This is a genomic window from Pseudarthrobacter sp. CC12, assembly GCF_039907755.1.
GTDB classification, from domain to species: domain Bacteria; phylum Actinomycetota; class Actinomycetes; order Actinomycetales; family Micrococcaceae; genus Arthrobacter; species Arthrobacter niigatensis.
In genome coordinates, this window is record NZ_JARDJH010000002.1 from 29,764 (window position 1) to 47,157 (window position 17,394).

Sequence of the window (17,394 nt, forward strand, 5' to 3'; positions counted from 1 at the left end):
AGGGGGATCCCTACTCCTCATCTTTGTGGCAGGCCACCCCTGTACTGCCGGCCGACTGTGGTGGGACGCTGTGATGGTGGCCGGCAAGAACACTGGTGGCCCCTCCCTGGTGGGGCGCGACCAGGAGCTTGCGGCGCTCACCGACATGATGGACGCCGTTCGGAGTGGCACCGCGCAGACCGCGGTTGTTTCCGGGGATGCCGGCGTCGGCAAGACGGCGCTGGTCCAGGCTGCGTGCGCTGCCGCGGGGCCCGGCGACGTAATCCTTCGCGGTGCCGCCCTGCCCTTGGGCGATGTGACCGTTCCCTACCTTGGCCTGCGGTCAGCCTTGCGTTCCGCCCCGTCCTATACGCCCGCCGTTCCGTTCTCCGCGGCAATGGACGGCGGGTACGCCGGGAACGTGCCCCTGCTGGTGGACGACTGGCTGACCTCGGCCAGCGCCACTACTCCGGTCTTCCTGGTCATCGATGACCTGCATTGTGTGGACCAGGACACACTGGACGTCCTCATGTACCTCGCGGGCGGCCCGTCCGAGCGGCGCCTGGGAATCATCTGCACCCTGAGGGCGGGCGAACTCGGCGAAAGCCACCCCCTGCAGACGTGGCTGGCGGACGTCCGGCGGCTGTCACAGGTCCGAATGCTGGATCTCGGCCCGCTGGACAGGCCGGCGACGGAGTCCCAGATAGCAGGCATCCTGGGGGCACCGCCGCCGCAGTCCCTTGTGACGGACGTGTTTGGCCGGACCGCCGGCAATCCCTACTTCACGGCCCTGCTGGTGGGCGGCCTTCCGGCCGGTGCGGCCGAACTTCCCCAGGGGCTCCACGGCGACCTCAGGCAGGCGGTGCTTCGGTCCTGGCGTGGCTTGCCGCAGGGTGCCCGTAACCTGACCCGCCTTCTGGCGGTGGCCGGCCGGGCAGTGACGGAGCACGAATTGGCTGCCGTGGCAACGTGCGATAAGTTGCAGGACAGCACCCGGGTGCCGCTGTTTCTGCAGGCAGCATCCGCCCGCGGCATCCTCGATCTGGGCCCGAACGGCACCTACTGGTTCCACCCCTTGATTGCCGAGGTGCTGGAGCTGGATGTGTCCGCGGACGAACGGAAGATCCGGCACGCCGCGTTCGCCTCTATGTATGAGTTGCAGGCAAGCACGGATCCGGACCCCCAACTTCCGGCCGTCATCGCGGACCACTACTATTTCGCCGGGAACAGCCCCGCCGCCTATCGATGGGCCCTGGCAGCCGGCGATCCGCTGAACGCTTCGGGTTCCGCAGCCGAGAGGCTCCGCATGCTCCAGCGGGCGGCGTCGCTTCACCATCAGGTGTCCGGGGAAGAAAGGGCGCAGCGGGAGCTATGGGACCGGATCCGGGCGACTGCCCAGACAACGGGGGCTTTTGCAGCTGAACTTGAGGCAGTGGATGCACTGCTGGCAGGGATGGACCTGTCGGCGGAACCCCTGGCCGCTGCGGAGCTGCTGATCCGCCGCACCCACCTGCGATATTCCACGGGGCAGGAGTTCTATGCCATGGACGGTGTCACCGAAGCGGTGAGGCTGTCCGGGGCTGCGCCGGAAAGCTGGCAGCATGCCTTCGCCCTGGCAGAGTTTTCCTATGCATGCCAATGGAACGGCCTTCCGGGAGGGCCGGCGGCAGCGGCCAGTTCCCTGGAAGCGGCGCGGCGGGCCGGGCACCCCCGGGCATTGTCCTACGCGCTCACCGCATCCGCCATGGTGGCCGTCCGCGCCGATCTGCCGGACAGGGCGGCCCAGCTTGCCCGCCAGGGCGCCGCGGAAGCGCTCAAGGCGCACGATTTCTGGGGTTACGTTCACGCCATCAGCTGGCTGGGGAATGCCCAGGAGGCCTGGACCAGCGCCCTCTACGCGGACCTCATGCACGCGGGCAGGCTGGAGCTGGCTGCCTGTGGCGGCCCGCACACGTATGTGGCCAAGCTCGCGGCGGACGAAGCCGCCAGCCACCTGGTGGTGGGAAACTGGCGGGCGACCCAGGAGGCGTTGAGGATCGCAATAAGCCTCGATCCCGGCCCTATGGGAGACGTCAGCGGGCGGCTCACGGCAGCCCGGCTTGCCCTCCTGCAGGGCCGGGGCGCCGAGGCCGCAGCCCACCTGGCGAGGGCGGAGGAAATCAATACGGACAGTGGCGCATTCGTGAACCTCAGCTTCGCCGCCGTCCGGGCGCAGGTGGAATCCGCCGTCGGGCATTTCCGGATGTCCTACGAATCCGCGCTGGCGGGTGCCATGCGGCCCGGCCCACCACCGACCATGTGTGAATGGCTGCTCCCGCTGGCCGCCCGCGCCTTGGCCGACCTGGCCCAACAGGCCAGGGACACCGGCTTCCCGCCGGACGGATTCGTTGCCGAGGCCCGACAGCTGAAGGAGCGGTTTCCTTCCGGGCTTTTCGAATCCGGTTCCCATACCGACCTGTACCGGCGCCAGACCACGGCCTTTTCGCTGTTGTATGAGGCCGAACTGGGCAGGGTCCGGCGGGTACCCGGGATTGGTGGGTCCTGGGTCCTTGCAGCCGACGCCTTCAACGCCGGAAACCTGCCCTGGGAGGAAGCCTACTGCTGCAGGCGGGCCGTCGAAGCGATGCTGCTCCAGGGCCAGTCGGGGCGGCACCGGGCCCCAGCGCTCCTGCGGCGCGGCCTGGCATTGGCACGTGAACTCCGGTCCGCTCCCGAACAGGAAGCCCTGGAGCGGCTCGCAGTACACGCCCACATCGCCGCTGACCCCCTGCCGGCCGTTGGCGTTAAGCGGGCACACCTGCCCGGACTCACTCCGCGGGAACAGGTCATTCTCGAATTCGTGGTTGCCGGCAAGACCTACAGCGAAATCGCGAGCGCCCTGGTCATCAGCGAAAAGACCGTCAGCTCGCACATCTCCAACATGCTGAGGAAGACCGGTGCAGGCAACCGCGTGGACCTGGCCAGGCTGGCAGGACTGGACGCGGTCACTCCAGGGAACTGATGAATCCAGCCACCGGCACGGCCAGTGACGCTCCGACTTCGCCTGCCGGCCGTTTGTGACCAGCAACCGCAAACGAGTGGTCCTCGCCCTCGACCCACTGCAGGACGGCGTTGCGGCCGATGCGGGAGACTACATCCTCGAGGATGTGCGGCGTGGCAAACGTGTCCCGGGTTCCCTGCAGGAACAGCATCGGAGTGGCCAACCCATACAAGTGTTCGTCACGCAGCTTGTCTGGTTTGCCGGGCGGATGGAGTGGATATCCCAGATAGACCAGGCCGGCCGCCGGCATTCCCGCCGCGACGGCCATTGACGCCATCCGGCCGCCGAATGACTTGCCGCAGGCCACCAAAGGGCCGGTGTCGCCGCGCAGGGCAGCCTGATTCGCCGCGGCATCCATCACAGCCCGCCAGGTGGCGATGGCCACCGGAGGCCGGTCCGGGAACTTGCGGCCCGCTTCCCGGTACGGAAAGTTGAACCGGAGCGTGGCGAGGCCCAGGACGTTGAGCGCATCGGTGAAGCCGAGAAGAAACGGGTGCTCCATACCGGCGCCGGCACCATGAGCCACCACGACGGTGGGTGCGTGGGGTGAAGGTTTGCCGGGACGGCCGTAGGCGGCCGACACTGTGCCATCGCCCACGGGAATGGTCAGCTGCTGATCGGTTGCGGGCATGGGACCATCATGCCGGACCAGCGGGACAAATGGTCCAGCGTCCGCGCGGCGGGGTGTACGTTGTCCCCATGGCGAGCGAACAAACCACCATTACCGTCCCGGGTCCCAACGGCGGGCGTGAGATGCGCATCTCCAGCCCCAACCGGGTCCTCTGGCCCGACCTGGGCCTGACCAAGCTCGACCTCGCACGGTACATCTGCGACGTCGGGGAGGCGTTCATCGCCGCCAACGGGGACCGCCCCGTGTCGCTCCAACGGTACTCGGACAACATCGAGGGCGAGATGTTCTTCTCCAAGAACCCGCCGAGGGGAACGCCGGACTTCGTCCGGTCCGTGAAGGTGGTGTACCCCAGTGCCCGGTCCCATCCCCAGCTGGTCCTCGACGAGCCGGCGGCCGCCGTCTGGGCCGTGCAAATGAACACCGTGGTCTTCCACCCCTGGCCGTCCCGCGCCGGGAACACCGACAATCCGGACCAGTTGCGCATCGATCTTGACCCACAGCCCGGAACCGACTTTGGCGACGCCGTGCCGGCCGCCCTGGTGCTCAAGGACGTCCTGTCGGAGGCAGGGCTGGAATCGTTCATCAAGACCTCCGGAAACCGGGGACTGCATGTCTACGCGCCAATCGAACCCGTGCACGAATTCCTGGACGTCCGGCACGCAGTCATCGCCGCCGCCCGGGAGGTCGAACGGCGCATGCCGGACAAGGTAACCACGGCGTGGTGGAAGGAGGAACGCGGTCAGCGGGTCTTCCTGGACTTCAACCAGGCCAACCGGGACCGCACCATCGCCGGCGCCTATAGCCCGCGGGCCCTTCCGCACGCCCCGGTATCCTGCCCCCTCACCTGGGATGAACTCGAAACCGTTGATCCCAAGGACTTCACTGTCCTCACCGTCCCGGACAGGTTGAAGACCGTTGGTGACCCCTGGTCCCGGTTTGGCGGGAACCCCGGCTCCATCGGCACGCTGCTCGACTGGTGGGACCGCGACACCAAGGCGGGCCTGGGCGAGATGCCGTTTCCGCCGGACTATCCCAAGATGCCCGGCGAACCGCCCCGGGTGCAGCCGAGCCGCGCGAAAAAGCAGACTGACGCCAACAACGACTGACCCGCGCCCTCCAAAACGGGGCACTTTGGCACGGACACGCCGGGCGCCGTCGGAAATTACGACGGCGGCCCCGCCAAAGTGCCCCGGGAGCGCAGGTGCGGCCCGGGATTATCAGAGGCAGGTTTATTCGAAGCGGGAGGGGTCGCCCATGCCACGGCGGACAACCTCGGCCACACCGCTGGAGAAGTCGACCACCGTGGTGGGCTCGGCACCGCAGTCCCCGGCATCAATCACGGCATCGACCTGATGGTCAAGGCGCTCCTTGATCTCCCAGCCCACCGTCAGCGGCTCCTCCTCGTCCGGCAGCAGCAGCGTGCTGGAGAGCAACGGCTCACCCAGTTCGGCCAGCAGCGCCTGGACCACCCGGTTGTCAGGGATGCGCACGCCCACGGTCTTCTTCTTGGGGTGCAGCAGCCGCTTGGGAACCTCCTTGGTGGCGGGCAGGATAAAGGTGTAGCTGCCGGGTGTCACCGCCTTGATGCTGCGGAAGACGTCGTTGCCGATGTTCACGAACTGGCCCAACTGCGCGAAATCCCGGCAGACCAGCGTGAAGTGGTGCTTGTCGTCCAGGTGCCGGATGCTCCTGATCCGGTCCAGGGCTTCCCGGTTTCCCATCTGCGCACCCAAGGCGTAGCAGGAGTCCGTGGGGTAGGCGATCAGGCCGCCGTCGCGGATGATCTTCACCGCCTGGGCAATGGCGCGGGGCTGCGGGTCGTGGGGATGAACATCGAAAAATCTGGCCATGCCCCGAGCCTACGTTCCCCGGGCCCCCACCGCACCATGCGGCAGGCCGGACAGGGGACCGTTCCCCCTACCGGTCCTCACCCTGATCGGGCAGGATGTTGTCTGCCCCGGGTTTCGGGCCCAGCAACTTTCGGCACTGTGAAGGAGATCCCAACATGCCCACGATCCTCAATCCCTACCTGAGCTTCCGCGATAATGCACGCGATGCCATGAACTTCTACCAATCCGTGTTTGGCGGCGAACTGACGCTAAGCACTTTCGGCGACTTCCAAGCCAGCGAGGATCCCGCGGAAGCGGAGAAGATCATGCACGGCATGTTGACCACCACCCAGGGCTTGGTGCTCATGGGCGCTGACACCCCGAACAGCATGGAGTACCACGCAGGATCTGCCATTTCGGTATCCCTGAGCGGCGACAACGAGGCGGAACTTCGCGGCTACTACGAAAAGCTCAGCGGCGACGGGGGAGCGGTGACAGTCCCCATGGAGAAGGCGCCGTGGGGTGACGTCTTTGGCATGTGCACGGACCGGTTCGGCGTCTCATGGCTGGTGAACGTCAACTCGGGGCAGGCAACCGCGGCACCGTGACCACCCGGCGGTAGCGGCTGGAGGGGTGCCGGCCCGGTTGCCCGCGGATCTTACCGGTGCTTCTTGAGGCCACGCCCCCGGACTGCGAGGATTAAGGCGTGAGGTCCTTGATGGAGTTCCTGTCCGATAAATGGTGGATGGTGTTTCCTCTGATGGCTTTTGCCGGCCGGTGGGCAGGTGGCTGGCGGCGTTCGGCGGAGCGCCGCCACCGGCGCCGGGTTGAACTCCATGCCCTCAAGAACCAGGCGGTGGAAGCCGAGAAGGCGTCGACGGCGGAGGTGGGCGCGCTGATGGCCACGCACGATGCCACCAACCGCCGTTGGCTGGAGTATGAGCTCGACGTGGGCAAACTCATCGACTTCCCCCTCATGACCGACGTCCGCGAACCCCTCACCGTGGCCTTCCTTCGCGCCAAACGGGAAGCCGACGGGCAGCGTCCAGCGAACGCCGAAGACCTGCGGTCCGTGTCCGGTCTGGACGCGTACCGGCAGGCGGTCAACAACTTCGCCGTGGCCCTGGACGTGGCCGAGCGTGAAGCGCGCCGCATCAGGGACAGCAAATTCAGTGGACCCGAACGTGAACGCCTTGCCACAGCCCGCAAACTGCTCATGATCGCGGAGAACTCGGCAGCCACTCCCGCCGAACGGCAGGCAGCCTACAAACGGGTACGGCGCGAGCTGGACGGCCTCATAGCACTGCCGGACGTTACCCTCGCAGCACTCGAGGAGAAACTCGCCCCGGAACTGGACGCCGGTCCCCGGGCCGCGCAGCTCCACGGCGGCTGAGGCTGCCCGGGGCTGCGGGATGGAGTGCACCCTCTATCTGGACGTCGACGGAGTCATCTGTCCGTTCAGCCCCGAAGGGACCACCGGCTGGGGTTCCTCCTGGCAGCACGCCGACGCCGGGTTGCTGCCCGTAGCCTTCGCGGCCGAGCTCGTGGCAGGGCTGAACTCCCTGGCCCTGATGCCGGGACTGCGGTGCGTCTGGCTCACCAGCTGGGAGGAACTCGCGCCCCAATACCTATGCCCCGCCATCGGACTCACGGGCGGCGGCTGGCCGTACCTGGCCGCAGACGGCGCAGCCGGCGGGACTGGCTGGTGGAAACTCCGCGCCATCCAGGACGACGTCGAAGAAACCGGGCCGAGGGCGGTCGCCTGGGTGGACGACCAGCTCGCATTCGAGGCCGAAGCGCAACGATGGGCAGGTTTCCTGGGCCGGCGCATCCTCACGGTCTCACCCCACCCACGGCACGGAATCACGCCCGCGGAACTCGACCGGATCCACGCATTTCTGGCCCGACCCGTGTTTTGACCTCATGCCGTGGACGCGTACGATCGATAAGGTTTCCCACCGGTTGTGCCAACAACACAAGTCATTCCACGCAAACAGCTGGTGAACTATGCTGTCCACGGCAGCCTGGTACGAGAAACTGCTGAACGTCGACTCTGCAGATTGGGCAACAGGTGGATATCACCTTCATGGTGGCGCTGGTCATTGGACTGGCACTATTTTTCGACTTCACGAACGGCTTCCACGACACCGCGAACGCCATGGCTACGCCCATCGCAACGGGTGCCATCAAGCCCCGGACAGCAGTGGCCCTGGCAGCCGTCCTGAACCTGGTGGGTGCTTTCCTGTCCACGGAGGTGGCCAAGACCGTTTCCGGCGGCATCATCCGCGAGGGGTCCGGAGGCGTGCAGATCACTCCCGAAATCATCTTTGCCGGGCTGATGGGGGCCGTTCTGTGGAACATGGTCACGTGGTTGAAGGGCCTGCCCTCCAGTTCCTCGCATGCCCTCTTCGGCGGACTGATCGGCGCCGCTGTCGTAGGAGCGGGCTTCAACTCGGTCAACTTTGAGAGCCTGCTGCAGAAGGTCATCCTGCCCGCGGTCTTCGCCCCCGTTATTGCAGGGCTTGCCGCCTACGTATGCACCCGCCTGGCCTACGCCCTCACCGCACGCCAGGATCCCGAGACGGGGTCCAAGCTCACCCAGAAACGCGGTGGCTTCCGTACCGGCCAGGTCTTTACCTCCAGCCTGGTGGCGCTGGCCCACGGCACCAATGACGCACAGAAGACCATGGGCATCATCACGCTGGTGCTGATCGCTGCCGGCAGCCAGACGCCCGGCTCCGGCCCCCAACTCTGGGTGATCACCGCCTGCGCCCTTGCCATCGCCATCGGAACCTATGCCGGCGGCTGGCGGATCATCCGCACCATGGGCTCGGGCCTGACCGAGGTCAAACCCGCGCAGGGCTTCGCCGCCGAAACCAGCACCGCCTCTGCCATCCTTGCCTCCTCGCACCTCGGCTTTGCCCTCTCCACCACGCAGGTGGCTTCCGGTTCCGTGATCGGCTCCGGCATGGGACGCCGCGGCACCACCGTCCGCTGGAACATGGTGGGCAAGATCGCGCTGGGGTGGCTCTTCACATTGCCGGCCGCCGGCGTCGTCGGCGCCCTGACCGCGCTGCTGGTGAAGACCGGCGTCGTTGGTGTCCTCATCGCCGCGATCGCCGGCACCGCGGCGGTCCTGTTCATGTTCTTCTACTCCCGCAAGTCCTCCGTGAGCCACCAGAACGCCGTCGAGGTCGAGGAGGCCGGCCAGGCCGTCCGGTTCGCCAAGAAGAAGGCCCTGGCGCGCGCCCGGGCGGAAGCAAAAGCCAAGGCGCAGGCTGACGCCAAAGCCAACAACTCCAAGGAGAATCAGCGATGAAGTGGTTGGAACTCCTGACCGTTGCAGGCACCACGCTCGTGTCCGCGGCAATTGTGGTGACCCTCTACTCGCTTGGGGTCCGGTTCACCGCCATCGCCGGCGATGCCCAGCAGGCGTCCCCCGGGGTCAAGCGCTCCATCGCGTACCTGTGCTTCGGGCTGTGCGGGGTGGCTGTGCTTCTCGGGCTGTACCTGATCATCCCGTACTTCACCAAGTAGCAGCCCCGGGGCTGGGGGCGCACACCATTGGCCGGCCTGTTGGCCCAGCAGGGCCTGCTGGCTAGGCTGGGGCCATGCCGCGCATCCAATACTTTGTGGCCGCGTCCCTCGACGGCTTCATTGCCACACTCACGGACGATCTCGACTGGCTGCTGCAGTTCGACGGTTTCGACGGCGGGACCGACAGTTACAACGACTTCATGGCCGGTGTGGGCTGCATTGTCATGGGCGGGGAAACCTACGCCTGGCTGATGGAGCATGAACCCGGTACCTGGCCGTACGACGGTACGCCCTGCTATGTCTTCACCCACCATGAACACCGGGCACCGGACGGGGCAGACATCACCTTCGTGCGCGGGGACGTGCGGGAATTCACGGCAGACTTCCGCCAGGCGGCCCGTGGCCGGAACATCTGGGTGGTGGGCGGCGGCAAGCTGGCGGCCCAGTTCGCCGACGCCGGCCTGCTGGACGAGATCATCCTCTCCGTCATACCGGTGGTGCTGGGGGAGGGAAAGCGGCTGCTGCCCATGAAGGGCCCGACGCCGCCACTGGAGTTGGCTGCCTCACGCACCCTGGGCCGGGGGATCGTGGAGTTGCGGTACCTTCTTCACCCGGCGGCCGGCCGGCAGTCCTGAGGCCGCGCGCGTCAGCCGGCGTTGTCCCGCAGCAGGTTGGTGATCCGCGCCGTTGAGAGGCGCCGGCCCTGGGCGTCGGTCATGACGATTTCGTGGGTGGCCAGGGTCCGGCCCAAATGGACCGCCGTGCAGGTGCCCGTCACCAGGCCCGTAGCGATGGACCGGTGATGCGTGGCGTTGACTTCGATTCCGACGGCGTGGCGTCCCGGCCCCGCGTGCATGCCGGAGGCGAAGGAGCCCAGGGTTTCGGCGAGGACCACGTGCGCGCCGCCGTGCAGGATTCCGGCCACCTGCGTGTTGCCTTCCACCGGCATGGTGGCAACGGTGCGTTCCGGGCTCATCTCCAGGAAATGGATCCCCATCTTGACCACCAGGGCACCGACCCCGAAGGCGCCCAGCCAGTCATGCATATGGTCGGGGATCCCGGCGGCCGCCAGCTCTTTGGCGAAAGGGCCCGGCGTGAAATTGTCTGTCATGGCAACTAGGCTGGCACCTGTGAGTGAAACAACCAAACCGGCTCCCTTCCCGTCCCAGGCCATCGATGAGGGGGCTGCCGGGCAGCGCCCCGCCGACGCCCCAAAGCCTGCAGTGACGAGCGCCGCCCCCGCCGCCGGCGGGTCTGTTTCAGCCACCGAAGCGCCGGTGGTCCCCATCACCAGCCAGCCGCGGCTGCTGGTCCTTGATGGCCACTCGATGGCCTTCCGTGCCTTCTTCGCGCTGCCGGCGGACAAGTTCTCCACCTCCAACGGCCAGCACACCAACGCCATCCACGGCTTCACCTCGATGCTGATCAACCTCATCAAGGAGCAGCAGCCCACCCACATCGCGGTCGCGTTCGACGTCTCCGACGAATCCACCCACCGCAAGACCGAGTACAGCGAGTACAAGGGCGGCCGGAACGAAACCCCCCGTGAAATGAGCGGCCAAATCGACCTCATCGGCCAAGTCATGGAGGCCTGGGGCATAAAGACCATCAAGATGCCGGGCTACGAGGCCGACGACATCCTGGCCACCCTGGCTGCCATGGGCGAGAAAGCCGGGTTCGAGGTTTTGCTCGTTTCCGGAGACCGGGACGCGTTCCAGCTCATCACGGACAACGTCTTCGTGCTGTACCCGCGCAAGGGGGTCAGCGACATCCCGCGGATGGATGCTGCCGCCATCGAGGCGAAGTATTTTGTCAGTCCGGGGCGCTACTCCGACCTCGCCGCCCTGGTGGGGGAGACGGCGGACAACCTTCCCGGTGTTCCCGGGGTCGGACCCAAGACCGCAGCCAAGTGGATCAACCTCTACGGCGGCCTCGAAGGCGTCCTGGAACACCTCGATTCGATCGGCGGCAAAGTGGGCGATGCCCTGCGGGAGAATGTTGACGCCGTCAAGCGCAACCGCCGGCTGAACCAGCTCCACACCGACCTCGAGCTCCCCGTCACCCTCGACGACCTCTACCAGCCACGCCCTGACCAGGCCGCCATCGAGGACCTCTTCGACCAGCTCGAGTTCAAGGCCATCCGCGGCCGGTTATTTGCCCTGTACGGCGACGCAGACACCCCCGCCGCGGAGCGCGAAAGCATCGAAACCCCGAATTACAGCACCCCTGCCGGTGCCGCGGAGCTGGCCGCGTTCCTGGCCGGCGGCACCGGGCAGCGGTCAGCGCTGGCCGTCGACCTCGTGCCCGGCCGGATCGGGGAGGACGCTGCAGGGGTGGCAATTGTCCGCGGGGACGCGGCAGTCTATGTCGACCTTGCCGGCCAGGACGCTGAAACCGAAAACGTGCTGGCCACATGGCTGCGCGATCCCGGGGCGCCCAAGGTGATCCACGGTTTCAAAGCCGCGCTCAAGGCACTTTCGGCCCGAGGACTGGAGCTGGAGGGCGTCGTGGACGACACCTCCATCTCCGGCTACCTGATCCAGCCGGACCGGCGCACGTACGAACTGGCTGAACTCGCCCAGCACCACCTCAACGTGGGCATACCGGCCGCCACGGCCAAAGCGGGTCAACTGGAGCTGTCCTTCGACGGCGACGACACGGCGGCAGCCGACGCCCTGGTCCAGGCCGGCGCCGTGGTGCTGGCCCTGAGCCGTTTCTTTGAGGATGAACTCAAGGACCGCCGCGCCGAGGAACTCCTGTCCACCCTGGAGCTGCCGGTCAGCCGCGTCCTGGCGGACATGGAACTCGCCGGTATTGCCATCGACATGGACAAGATGGACGACCAGCTTTCCGACCTTGCCAGGGTGATCGACCAGGCCCAGGAACAGGCATTCGCCGCAATCGGCCACGAGGTCAACCTGGGCTCGCCCAAGCAGTTGCAGACCGTCCTGTTCGACGAACTCCAGCTCCCCAAGACCAAGAAGATCAAGTCCGGCTACACCACCGATGCTGCGTCCTTGAAGAACCTGCTGGAGAAGACCGGGCATGAGTTCCTGGTCCAGCTCATGGCGCACCGGGAGGCCGCCAAGCTGCGGCAGATGATCGAGTCGCTGAAGAAGTCCGTGGCCGAAGACGGGCGGATCCACACCACCTATGCCCAGAACGTGGCAGCTACCGGCCGCATCTCGTCCAACAACCCCAACCTGCAGAACATCCCCATCCGCAGTGAGGAAGGCCGCCGCGTGCGCGGCATCTTCGTGGTCAGCGACGGGTACGAGTGCCTGCTGTCAGCTGACTACTCGCAGATCGAGATGCGCATCATGGCACACCTTTCCGGCGACGCAGGCCTGATCCAGGCCTACAAGGACGGCGAGGACCTGCACCGGTTCGTCGGCTCCAATATCTTCCACGTCCCCACGGACCAAGTCACCAGTGCCATGCGCTCAAAGGTCAAGGCCATGTCCTACGGCCTGGCCTACGGACTGACGTCCTTTGGCCTGTCCAAGCAGCTCGAGATCTCCGTCGATGAGGCCCGCACCCTCATGAAGGACTACTTCGACCGCTTCGGCGCCGTCCGGGACTACCTCCGTGGAGTAGTGGACCAGGCCAGGGTGGACGGCTACACCGCCACCATTGAAGGCCGCCGCCGCTACCTGCCGGACCTCACCAGCACCGACCGCCAGCTGCGCGAGAACGCCGAGCGGATTGCGCTCAACAGCCCCATCCAGGGGTCCGCCGCCGACATCATCAAACGCGCCATGCTGGGCGTCCACGCCGAACTGCAGTCCCAGGGGCTGAAATCGCGGATGCTGCTCCAGGTCCACGATGAACTGGTCCTCGAAGTGGCCGCCGGTGAACGCGCAACCGTCGAGAAACTCGTCACCGAGCAGATGGCTGCCGCAGCCGACCTCAGCGTGCCGCTGGAAGTGCAGATCGGCGTCGGCCCCAGCTGGTACGACGCCGGCCACTAGGCTTCACGCCGGCCCAGCAGGCGGCCGGTGCGTTTGTGCTGGTCAAGCGCCGGATCCATTGGCTAGGCTCGGGTAAATGGGTGATCTGAGCGGAAACTATGAAATCCGGCGCTTTCCCGCCGTGTCCAAAGGCAACGAAGGGTACGCGGAGGCCGAAACCTGGGCCAAGGCCGTTGGGTTCGGTTTCCACGACTCCACCCGAACGCCCGAACACCGGGAGCGGTCCCTTGCCACCTACGAGGTCGATGGCCGGATCTTCACCGGGGCGTACCAGACCGGTCCCGTGGCCCCGTCCTCGCTGCCTGCCGAGGTGCCCGTTGCCACGTTCGGGACCTTCCGCAAGACCCTGAACATTGGTTTCGGCCGCATGCTGGAGACGCAGATGGTCACGGCCGTGACCGTCCGCACTTCGCACCGCCGGCGCGGCCTCCTGCGCCGCATGATGACCGAAGACCTCCAGGCTGCCAAGGACGACGGCCTCGCCATGGCAGCGCTGACAGCCTCGGAGGGCAGCATTTACGGCAGGTTCGGCTACGGCGTCGCAAGCCTCGAGCGCACCGTGAAGGTGGACACCACGGGCCGGTTCACCCTGCGGCACACGGCCACGGGCGCCGTGGAAGTGGCGGACCCCAAAACACTGCTGGACGTGGCTCCCGCCGTGTTCGAACGCGTCCACCGGCACACGCCCGGGTCCCTCGGCCGGCAGGAATGGTACCGGCACCTGGCCTCCGGGTCGCTGGGACGCGACGGCAAGGAAGATCCCGCCATCAAGGTGGCGCTGCACTACGGCCCGGACGCAACCATCGACGGCTACGTCTCCTATAAGTTCCTTGGCTGGGACACCACCCCCTACACGGTGGAAGTGGTGGACCTTGTGGCCGCCACCGACCACGCCTACCTCGAACTCTGGCAGTACCTGGCGGCCATCGACCTCGTTGAACGGGTCACCTGGAACGAGGCCCCGGTGGATGATCCCCTTGCCTGGGCCCTGGCTGACCCCCGCTGCATCGACGCCTCGGACAGCCGCGACATGCTCTGGCTCAGGATTCTCGACGTTCCGCGTGCCCTCGCTGCGCGGCACTACCCGGCCGATGGCCGGCTGGTCCTCAACGTCGATGATCCGCTCGGCCTCACCCCTGGGAATTTTGCGCTGACCGTGGAGGGCGGCCAGGCCGCCGTCGAACGCCTCCCCGAGGGCACCGCCGCCGATCTCGAACTGGGGGTCGCCGCGCTGTCCTCGATCTTCCTCGGTGGTGTGTGCCCGGTGACCCTGAAGGCTGCCGGCGCCATCCGCGAGCTGCGGCCGGGGGCCGCCCTTCGGGCGCGGCAGATGTTTGCGGTGGAACGGGCGACGCACTGCCTGACCCACTTCTGAGCCCCGTCCCGGCTCCCCGCCCGCTTTGACCCCCATTGCCGGCAGCGACTAGAATAAACGGGCGTGTACCACGTGCACGCGCTTGCTGTCCCCTAAAGACGGCATTGAAAGCAATCCACAAATCAGGATGACCCGGGGAATCCATCGGATTCACCGAGAATCGCGCCTGCGTTCCATAAGGCGGGCGCGCCGGTTTGCCTGACCGACTAACTATCCACAACGGAGCCCCTACTACATGACCATCACCTCCACCGAGAAGCCCGGTACCCCCGTAGTCGCGATTAACGACATCGGTACCGCTGAGGACTTCCTCGCAGCTGTCGACGCCACCATCAAGTACTTCAACGACGGAGACCTCGTCGAAGGTACCGTCGTCAAGGTCGACCGCGATGAAGTCCTGCTCGACATCGGTTACAAGACCGAAGGTGTCATCCCCTCCCGCGAGCTGTCCATCAAGCACGACGTTGATCCCGGGGACGTTGTCTCCGTTGGCGATCAGGTCGAAGCCCTGGTGCTCACCAAGGAAGACAAAGAAGGCCGCCTGATCCTCTCCAAGAAGCGTGCTCAGTACGAGCGCGCCTGGGGCGACATCGAGAAGGTCAAGGAAGAAGACGGTGTCGTCACCGGTACCGTCATCGAGGTCGTCAAGGGTGGTCTTATCCTCGACATCGGCCTGCGTGGCTTCCTGCCCGCATCCCTCGTCGAGATGCGTCGTGTGCGCGACCTTGCTCCGTACATCGGCCAGCAGATCGAAGCCAAGATCATCGAGCTGGACAAGAACCGCAACAACGTTGTGCTGTCCCGCCGTGCATGGCTCGAGCAGACCCAGTCCGAGGTCCGCTCCACGTTCCTCAACAAGCTGGAAAAGGGCCAGGTCCGTCCCGGCGTCGTTTCCTCCATCGTCAACTTCGGTGCATTCGTGGACCTGGGCGGCGTAGACGGCCTCGTCCACGTTTCCGAGCTCTCCTGGAAGCACATCGACCACCCGTCCGAGGTTGTCGAAGTTGGCCAGGAAGTCACCGTCGAGGTTCTCGAGGTCGACCTGGACCGCGAGCGCGTCTCCCTGTCGCTCAAGGCTACGCAGGAAGATCCGTGGCAGACCTTCGCCCGCACCCACGCCCTCGGCCAGGTTGTTCCGGGTAAGGTCACCAAGCTCGTTCCGTTCGGTGCGTTCGTCCGCGTCGAAGACGGCATCGAAGGCCTGGTCCACATCTCCGAGCTCGCCGTGCGTCACGTTGAGCTGGCCGAGCAGGTTGTCTCCGTTGGTGACGAGCTGTTCGTCAAGGTCATCGACATCGACCTTGAGCGCCGCCGTATCTCGCTGTCCCTCAAGCAGGCCAACGAGGGCGTCGACGCCGACAGCACCGAATTCGATCCCGCCCTGTACGGCATGGCCGCAGAGTACGACGAAGAGGGCAACTACAAGTACCCCGAGGGCTTCGACCCCGAGTCCAACGAATGGCTCGAGGGCTACGAGAACCAGCGCGCCGCCTGGGAGCAGCAGTACGCTGACGCCCAGACCCGTTGGGAAGCACACAAGAAGCAGGTTGCCCAGCACGCTGCCGACGACGCTGCAGCTGCAACGTCCGGTGACAGCGATTCCGGCGCCACCAGCTACTCCTCCGAGCCTGCTGCCACCGACACCGGTGCCGGCACCCTGGCTTCGGACGAGGCACTTGCTGCCCTGCGTGAGAAGCTGACCGGCAACTAATTGCCGCCGCCCGGACTTCCCGGGCTGACACAGTGGGCCCCCGCGAAAGCGGGGGCCCACTGTGCTTTAAAGCGCCCGCCGTGCATTCCGGGCAACAGACGTCTGGTGCCCTGGCCGCCGTCCGGACGGCTCCCCGCTACCGCGCTAAAGGTCGACGACGGCGAGGACCGTCCCGTCGTCGTCGTGCGTCAGTGCCGCGCCTGCTGCTGTGAGCAGCCGCTGGGCGCTGAGGTTCCCGGACAGGGTACGCGCCGTGACGCGCTTCAGGCCTGCCCGGCGGGCCTCCGCCAGGACGAGGTCCAGGGCGGCACCGCCGATCCCCTGGGAACGGAAGCTCCGGCCAAGCCAGATGCCGGTCTCCGCAGAGGGGATCCCGGCCGTGGGGTCGCGCTTGAGCCGGACGGAGCCGGCAATGCAAGGACCGTTGAAGACGGCCCAGGACTTTTCCGCCGCAGGACCGTCCAACCCGGCGGCTGCAGCGCGGTGGTAGCCGTAGAACCAGGCCGTGCGCTCGAGGTTCCAGCCAGGGCCGCCCAGCGGGGGCGCCACTTCATCAGGGGAGGCGTCGCGTTTGGCCAGTTGGAGCAGCCGGTCAGCCACTGCCTCATCCACGTCCGCCAGGGTCACATCAGTCGAGGGGCTCATCGATCCATTCCGTCCCGTCGGGAGTAAGCTCGGCGGCGCCTGCCGTCAGTTGGAGCAGCCGGTCAGCCGCGGCAGCAATGGCGGCAGCGTTGTCAGCCACCGCAATCCGCAGCACCGCGTGCCGGTCCTGGTAGCTGGTGTCAGCCATGACCATACCCGCGGCGCGCAGATCGTTCTCCAGCCGCCCCGCTGCCGCGTGCGGAACGGCGGTGGAACAGATCCGGCGCCTGCTGCGCCGGACGAGGGGCGCCAGGTCCAAGGCTGTCGAGATTGATTCCGAATACGCCCGGACCAGGCCGCCGGCGCCGAGCAGGACGCCGCCGAAATAGCGGACGACGACGGCACTGACGTCGCTGAGGTCGGCCACCCCCGTGGCGGTTTCCCTTTTCAGCAGGGCCTCGAGCATGGGGATGCCGGCAGTCCCGGCGGGTTCGCCGTCGTCGCTCGAACGCTGGACGGTCCGGTCCGGCCCGATGACGAATGCAGAGCAGTGGTGGCGGGCATCGTGGAACTCGCGGCTAAGGCCGGCCACCAGATCACGGGCTGTGTCTTCCGTGCCCGCCCTCCGGAGGACCGTGATGAACCTGGAGCGCTTGACCTGAAGTTCATTCCGGACGTCCCGGCCCGCTGCCAGCGTGGTGTAGGAGGTGGCCCGGCTCTCTTGCTCCTGCATCCG

The 17,394-nt window shown here is 66.5% G+C and carries 16 protein-coding genes; 11 read left to right on the forward strand and 5 right to left on the reverse strand.

The window, feature by feature from the left end:
* Positions 1–73: 73 nt before the first annotated feature.
* A complete protein-coding gene (locus tag PV772_RS01745) occupies positions 74–2,980 on the forward strand; it encodes an AAA family ATPase (RefSeq protein WP_347885190.1) in 2,907 nt (968 codons plus the stop codon).
* Here the strand turns inward: PV772_RS01745 and PV772_RS01750 are convergent.
* Complete coding sequence (locus PV772_RS01750; RefSeq protein ID WP_347885191.1) at positions 2,964–3,650, reverse strand: alpha/beta family hydrolase; 687 nt, start codon at positions 3,648–3,650, stop codon at positions 2,964–2,966. The two genes, PV772_RS01745 and PV772_RS01750, sit on opposite strands and share 17 nt — an antisense overlap.
* A gap of 68 nt (positions 3,651–3,718) precedes the next feature.
* Between PV772_RS01750 and ligD the strand changes: the two genes are divergently transcribed.
* The gene (gene ligD / locus PV772_RS01755) at positions 3,719–4,756 is read left to right on the forward strand and encodes a non-homologous end-joining DNA ligase (RefSeq protein WP_347885192.1); all 1,038 of its coding nucleotides are present in this window, start codon (positions 3,719–3,721) and stop codon (positions 4,754–4,756) included.
* Positions 4,757–4,879: 123 nt separating this feature from the next.
* Here ligD and PV772_RS01760 read toward each other — a convergent pair whose 3' ends face one another.
* Positions 4,880–5,500 carry an L-threonylcarbamoyladenylate synthase gene (locus PV772_RS01760; protein WP_141160539.1) on the reverse strand — a complete coding sequence of 207 codons (621 nt, stop codon included), beginning with the start codon at positions 5,498–5,500 and terminating at the stop codon, positions 4,880–4,882.
* A gap of 155 nt (positions 5,501–5,655) precedes the next feature.
* Here PV772_RS01760 and PV772_RS01765 point away from each other — a divergent pair, with 155 nt between their 5' ends.
* From PV772_RS01765 to PV772_RS01790, 6 genes are all read left to right on the forward strand, one after another.
* Positions 5,656–6,087 (forward strand): VOC family protein, encoded by a 432-nt coding sequence (locus PV772_RS01765; protein ID WP_141181522.1) that lies wholly within the window; start codon positions 5,656–5,658, stop codon positions 6,085–6,087.
* Between the two features lie 98 nt (positions 6,088–6,185).
* Positions 6,186–6,872 (forward strand): hypothetical protein, encoded by a 687-nt coding sequence (locus PV772_RS01770; protein ID WP_347885193.1) that lies wholly within the window; start codon positions 6,186–6,188, stop codon positions 6,870–6,872.
* A 19-nt stretch (positions 6,873–6,891) separates the two neighbouring features.
* On the forward strand, positions 6,892–7,398 hold the full coding sequence (locus tag PV772_RS01775; protein ID WP_141181524.1) for an HAD domain-containing protein: 507 nt from the start codon (positions 6,892–6,894) through the stop codon (positions 7,396–7,398).
* Between the two features lie 152 nt (positions 7,399–7,550).
* On the forward strand, positions 7,551–8,798 hold the full coding sequence (locus PV772_RS01780; protein ID WP_141160535.1) for an inorganic phosphate transporter: 1,248 nt from the start codon (positions 7,551–7,553) through the stop codon (positions 8,796–8,798).
* Positions 8,795–9,016, forward strand: a complete 222-nt coding sequence (locus PV772_RS01785) for a hypothetical protein (RefSeq protein WP_141160534.1) — start codon at positions 8,795–8,797, stop codon at positions 9,014–9,016. The genes PV772_RS01780 and PV772_RS01785 overlap by 4 nt, the downstream gene beginning before the upstream one ends.
* Positions 9,017–9,090: 74 nt before the next feature.
* Positions 9,091–9,651, forward strand: coding sequence for a dihydrofolate reductase family protein (locus tag PV772_RS01790; protein ID WP_347885194.1), 561 nt, complete (start codon positions 9,091–9,093; stop codon positions 9,649–9,651).
* Between the two features lie 11 nt (positions 9,652–9,662).
* Here the strand turns inward: PV772_RS01790 and PV772_RS01795 are convergent, their stop codons facing one another.
* A complete protein-coding gene (locus PV772_RS01795; RefSeq protein WP_141160532.1) occupies positions 9,663–10,127 on the reverse strand; it encodes a hotdog fold thioesterase in 465 nt (154 codons plus the stop codon).
* Positions 10,128–10,146: 19 nt separating this feature from the next.
* On the opposite strand from PV772_RS01795, the gene polA reads away from it, so the two are divergent.
* The 3 genes from polA to rpsA all read left to right on the forward strand — a co-directional run bounded on the left by polA (position 10,147) and on the right by rpsA (position 16,073).
* A complete protein-coding gene (gene polA / locus PV772_RS01800) occupies positions 10,147–12,987 on the forward strand; it encodes a DNA polymerase I (RefSeq protein WP_347885195.1) in 2,841 nt (946 codons plus the stop codon).
* 76 nt (positions 12,988–13,063) lie between these two features.
* Positions 13,064–14,362 carry a GNAT family N-acetyltransferase gene (locus tag PV772_RS01805; protein ID WP_347885196.1) on the forward strand — a complete coding sequence of 433 codons (1,299 nt, stop codon included), beginning with the start codon at positions 13,064–13,066 and terminating at the stop codon, positions 14,360–14,362.
* Between the two features lie 235 nt (positions 14,363–14,597).
* Complete coding sequence (gene rpsA / locus PV772_RS01810) at positions 14,598–16,073, forward strand: 30S ribosomal protein S1 (protein ID WP_018761235.1); 1,476 nt, start codon at positions 14,598–14,600, stop codon at positions 16,071–16,073.
* Positions 16,074–16,217: 144 nt separating this feature from the next.
* On the opposite strand, the gene PV772_RS01815 is transcribed toward rpsA, so the two are convergent.
* Together PV772_RS01815 and PV772_RS01820 are read right to left on the reverse strand one after the other, a co-directional pair.
* Positions 16,218–16,718 (reverse strand): GNAT family N-acetyltransferase, encoded by a 501-nt coding sequence (locus PV772_RS01815; protein WP_347885197.1) that lies wholly within the window; start codon positions 16,716–16,718, stop codon positions 16,218–16,220.
* Positions 16,702–17,391 carry a YigZ family protein gene (locus PV772_RS01820; protein ID WP_347885198.1) on the reverse strand — a complete coding sequence of 230 codons (690 nt, stop codon included), beginning with the start codon at positions 17,389–17,391 and terminating at the stop codon, positions 16,702–16,704. Before PV772_RS01820 ends, PV772_RS01815 begins: the two co-directional genes overlap by 17 nt.
* Between the last annotated feature and the right edge of the window lie 3 nt (positions 17,392–17,394).

What these genes read in the sequence shown, in the direction of transcription:
- PV772_RS01745 (WP_347885190.1), top strand. Translation starts at nt 74, where the DNA reads ATGGTGGCCGGCAAGAACACTGGTGGCCCCTCCCTGGTGGGGCGCGAC.
- PV772_RS01750 (WP_347885191.1), bottom strand. Translation starts at nt 3,650, where the DNA reads ATGCCCGCAACCGATCAGCAGCTGACCATTCCCGTGGGCGATGGCACA.
- PV772_RS01775 (WP_141181524.1), top strand. Translation starts at nt 6,892, where the DNA reads ATGGAGTGCACCCTCTATCTGGACGTCGACGGAGTCATCTGTCCGTTC.
- ligD (WP_347885192.1), top strand. Translation starts at nt 3,719, where the DNA reads ATGGCGAGCGAACAAACCACCATTACCGTCCCGGGTCCCAACGGCGGG.
- PV772_RS01765 (WP_141181522.1), top strand. Translation starts at nt 5,656, where the DNA reads ATGCCCACGATCCTCAATCCCTACCTGAGCTTCCGCGATAATGCACGC.
- PV772_RS01805 (WP_347885196.1), top strand. Translation starts at nt 13,064, where the DNA reads ATGGGTGATCTGAGCGGAAACTATGAAATCCGGCGCTTTCCCGCCGTG.
- PV772_RS01795 (WP_141160532.1), bottom strand. Translation starts at nt 10,127, where the DNA reads ATGACAGACAATTTCACGCCGGGCCCTTTCGCCAAAGAGCTGGCGGCC.
- PV772_RS01785 (WP_141160534.1), top strand. Translation starts at nt 8,795, where the DNA reads ATGAAGTGGTTGGAACTCCTGACCGTTGCAGGCACCACGCTCGTGTCC.
- PV772_RS01815 (WP_347885197.1), bottom strand. Translation starts at nt 16,718, where the DNA reads ATGAGCCCCTCGACTGATGTGACCCTGGCGGACGTGGATGAGGCAGTG.
- rpsA (WP_018761235.1), top strand. Translation starts at nt 14,598, where the DNA reads ATGACCATCACCTCCACCGAGAAGCCCGGTACCCCCGTAGTCGCGATT.
- PV772_RS01820 (WP_347885198.1), bottom strand. Translation starts at nt 17,391, where the DNA reads ATGCAGGAGCAAGAGAGCCGGGCCACCTCCTACACCACGCTGGCAGCG.
- PV772_RS01760 (WP_141160539.1), bottom strand. Translation starts at nt 5,500, where the DNA reads ATGGCCAGATTTTTCGATGTTCATCCCCACGACCCGCAGCCCCGCGCC.
- PV772_RS01790 (WP_347885194.1), top strand. Translation starts at nt 9,091, where the DNA reads ATGCCGCGCATCCAATACTTTGTGGCCGCGTCCCTCGACGGCTTCATT.